Origin of the sequence: Lysobacter hankyongensis, assembly GCF_039543145.1 — a bacterium.
Lineage (GTDB): Bacteria > Pseudomonadota > Gammaproteobacteria > Xanthomonadales > Xanthomonadaceae > Lysobacter_I > Lysobacter_I hankyongensis.
This window is the reverse complement of record NZ_BAABJE010000021.1, coordinates 1-3887: the sequence shown is the minus strand read 5'-3', so window position 1 is coordinate 3887 and position 3887 is coordinate 1. Positions and strand designations below refer to the sequence as shown.

Sequence of the window (3887 nt, the reverse complement as noted above, 5' to 3'; positions counted from 1 at the left end):
AGGCCCGCGCTCGAACCCGACACCCACTGCGCGGCGACGTTCTGCTCCACCCACTCGCCGTTCTCGCCCACCATCGGATTCCACACCAACCGCGTGTGCGCCGGGATCTCCACCCACAGCGCATACGTCAGCGTGTCGCCGTTCGCATCGGTGAAGCTGTTCGCCGTCATCGACCACGACACCGCACCGCCCACCTGCGCGCTGCGGTTCGGCAGCGCGATCGCGGACACCGGCGCGCTGTTGGTCACCGCCGCGCCACGCAGAACCCTCAGCGACGACGACAATCACCCCCGTCGCAACGGGTGACAGCAATGAATCGCCGCACTTGATTTTTGGTCACGATCCGCGACGACCAAGCATCGATGCCGGCGAAATTCGCGGTCGGCTGCAGCGAAGCTCAGCCGCCGGATTCATTCGCCTCGGATCTTTCTCAAAGATCATAATCGACAACGAAACGATTTTCACGCCCTAGGTCTTCGGCTTCGCCCTGCACTGGCTCGGCATCAAACATCAGCGCATCGCACCGCAATGCCCATGGATGAACGGCCGCATCGAACGCGTCTGGTCGACGCTCAAGCAGCAGCTGCGGGCCTACGACATCAGGAACGAAGCCGAACTTCAAGCGACATCTGCTGCGCGACACCTACAACCAGCACCGACCGCATCAATCGATCAGCGGGCATACGCCGGTTGAAGCCTGGGACATCCCCCCAAAACGCGAGTCGAAACCAAAACGATCACGACGACGATAAGCGTCGTACGAACTAAAACGAGGCGCAAGCGACCGGACAGGCACTGCCCGCGAATCTTGACGCCTCGACTTCAAGCACCCGCCGATTCTTGGCGAAATTTTCGCCAGAATCGACGTTGAAAAGCCTCTCGCATACGCAGATACGATCAAAACAAGCAGCTCGAAAGCTGAAATCCGATTGTCGCGAAGCTCAGGATCGGGATTCGCGGACAACGGACGCCACACCTCAAATTACATTATTGAAGTCATACATATACTCGACCATCTCATCATCTCGCCAAACATGCCCATCCAATGAATCAATCACAATCAATCCACCGCCTTCATCTTTTAGCTCACCATTCTTATTATGCACTCTAAAAACAAAAAACATTGGATTCATATTTTTACTTTGACCAATTTCCATAGATCCAAACAGGCCAGCCGCCCTCATCGCATCGACCTCCGAAATTCTCGGAGAATCTCGATAACTTATTGGAACACTGAATGCCGGAACTCCATTTTTTCGAAATTGAGTTACAACCGAAACCCCGTTGATTCTTTTCAAATTTAAACCGAGAAAACCAGAATATTCCCGACCTTCATCGATAATAAATTCCGGGTCGAAAACTCTAAGCTGTTTCAGCAACAATGAGTTCCCTTTTAGGGCATTCGGCAAATATATGTCGCACGTTAGCGTCATGGCATTCTCACTCTATCTTCGGCGTGATAACAACTGCTCGACCAGTCATGGCGCGCTCCAAGTGATCAACGGGAATCGCATAACTGGATCCCATACCATTTGGCCACGGATCTCGGATGTATGCCATCCCATCACTGATCCCATCGAGAACGATTGCATGTGATTCATCCGCACCCTGCCACACGCTGACTACAGAGCGCGAACCGTTACGTGATGCGTTCGCGAGGTAATCTGCGCTAGCATCTTCTATATAAGTTGCCGTCCCGTCAAACCCAAGCATGCGCAAGCCTTCCGGCATGTTAGCAAACCGCGTGCCATTTTCTGTTGTGCCAAGCGCACTACGAACATAGGCCTCTGGAACATCGTATAGGCCAGCCGCCATGCGACAACTTGCGGCACCGCATGAATACACCACCGATTGCCCAAGCAGAAGCTCACTGGACACGTATGGCTTGAGTTCCACGCCATCCAAATATTTCAACGTCGCAAGACCTTGACCACCCCTCTCCAAACTGTATGTCACTCCCGGAACACCAAGGTCACCCCAAGACCTGATATGCCTGAGATCGTAGTAATTATCCAAGCGATTTGCGGTTGCCAAAGTACGAACCGCAGTGAATTCTCCGCCCAGTATAGTTGCCGGAACCGCGGCCACCCCCAGCGCCGCCGCAGCATCTATTTCCTCGTTATCGAATTCAAAGACCGGATCTGTCCTCGGCTCCATCCACCCCCCATCTTCGTCCGGGACAGGAATAGAATTAATGGTATCAAAGAACGCATTACCGCCCATCTTGCCGCCTGCGCTGAACCACTTGTTCAGCGGCGGCGATTGCCAATCGCCCCGATTACGGCGCTCGCGTTCATAAGGCCACGGCACCAGCGTCTCACCAATGGTGTTCAGCAATCTGTTGACCGGCTCGTTGCGCCAAGCGAGATCACCCGCTGAATATCTTGTCGGGTATGTGATCGTACGTCCCTCCCGGTTAAATCGGTCCCAGTACTCTTTACTAAACATTTGGCCACCACCGCGACTCATGATATGCGCCGCAAGATAGAAGCCCCTGTCTTCCTTTGAAATTTCCGCTCTGACCGCGACGGCGTCGAGCACCTGATCTATAGCCCACGGGTTTTCTGTTTTGTAATAACGTGGATAAACATAGTCAAGCACAGCCTGCGCCGACCAATCTGCAAAGTCACGATGCTTGCGCGCATAGACATCGATCTTCATCAACTGATCGAGCGCAGCGCCTTCCGCATAGGGTCGCCCATATTTGTCTCGCCGAACGTCATCCTCTGCCTTGGCTACTGATTGACGATACATTCTTCGCGGCATGGACTCACGACCCACCACCGCGCCGTCGACTCCGGCATCGGAAGATATGCCGCCGACCGACAAATGCTCAGACACTGCAGGAACAGGTGGCGCGCCGTCGACCTCGCTGGAAGCATCAGCCCCAGACATTAACTGACCCGATCCGAGTTGAGGCGTGAAGGCCTGATTGTAGTCCCTGCCCATTTGCTCGTAGGCTTCTTGCCATGAGAGCGAAGGGTCTATCTTGTAACCGCCCGGTCTCTTGGACAGCTCTTCGCGCATGAAATTGTAATCTCTGGTGTCATGAACCCCCTTCAGGATGGCTCCACCCAGCGCGTTCCCTACTGCGCTGCCGAACGCATTCGCCGCGATCCCGCCCCAGTCCTGGCGACCGAGTCCCATCATGCGGCGTGCCGTAGCACCAACGGCACCGTGAATCAGGTTACCGCTGAAGTCCTTAAAGAAACTTCCGCTGCTGTCACCACCTTCGAGAAATGTCAAACGACCACCAAGCTTCGCCGATGCGTAAGAACCAACCACCGAGGCCGCCATCGCGTTCCAGCTGAACCCGGTATCGCGATTGAATGCTGCGTTGGCTGCGACGTTCGCGGCGTAGCCGACTACTCCCTGCGTGACGCGTCCCAAGGTCGTCAGTTTCCCACTGCCGCCCATGGCCGACCCGAGTTTGGTGAGCCATGTCGCCTTCTTGGCTGTTTCAGCTGCACTCTTTGCGAACATCGGGGCACTGCCGCCAGATTTCAGCCAAACGCCTGCACCAGCCGTAATCGCGCCCGCCAATGCATCGACCCCGACCTGCCGCCAGCTGAAGCTGGCTACGCCTGCCAAGCTGCCAATGCCCTGACTGACAATGCTGCCGGCAGCAGCAGCAACTGCGCCGGCAGCTGCTGTCGCTCCGACGGACGTTCCAACCGTGCCAAGCGCCCCCCAGACCGCACCGGATGCTGCGCCGTAAGTCACCACCGTGACCACGATGGCGATGACGATCATGATGATCATCGCCATCGTGTTGCATCCGCCCTTCACCGGCGGGATATACGGCAAACTCGGCGTCGTCGATCCGATGGCTTCGTTCGGGTTGTACGGCCGGAACGTGTTCGCGTCGTTCTTGCTCACGCTCACGC

At 55.9% G+C, this 3887-nt stretch carries 4 protein-coding genes; 1 reads left to right on the top strand and 3 read right to left on the bottom strand.

Going from position 1 to position 3887, the window contains the following annotated elements; genetic code table 11:
- A partial coding sequence (locus ABD974_RS17130; RefSeq protein WP_345304561.1) for a hypothetical protein occupies nt 1-248 on the bottom strand: 248 nt, incomplete at its 3' end.
- 290 nt (nt 249-538) lie between these two features.
- Between ABD974_RS17130 and ABD974_RS19540 the strand changes: the two genes are divergently transcribed.
- Nucleotides 539-694: a hypothetical protein gene (locus ABD974_RS19540; RefSeq protein WP_425562727.1), complete on the top strand. Its 156-nt coding sequence runs from the start codon at nt 539-541 to the stop codon at nt 692-694.
- Between the two features lie 283 nt (nt 695-977).
- Here ABD974_RS19540 and ABD974_RS17120 read toward each other — a convergent pair whose 3' ends face one another.
- A complete protein-coding gene (locus tag ABD974_RS17120) occupies nt 978-1379 on the bottom strand; it encodes a hypothetical protein (RefSeq protein WP_345304559.1) in 402 nt (133 codons plus the stop codon).
- Nucleotides 1380-1440: 61 nt separating this feature from the next.
- Entirely contained in the window at nt 1441-3768 is a 2328-nt protein-coding gene (locus ABD974_RS17115; protein WP_345304558.1) for a cysteine peptidase family C39 domain-containing protein, read from the bottom strand.
- Nucleotides 3769-3887 lie beyond the last annotated feature (119 nt).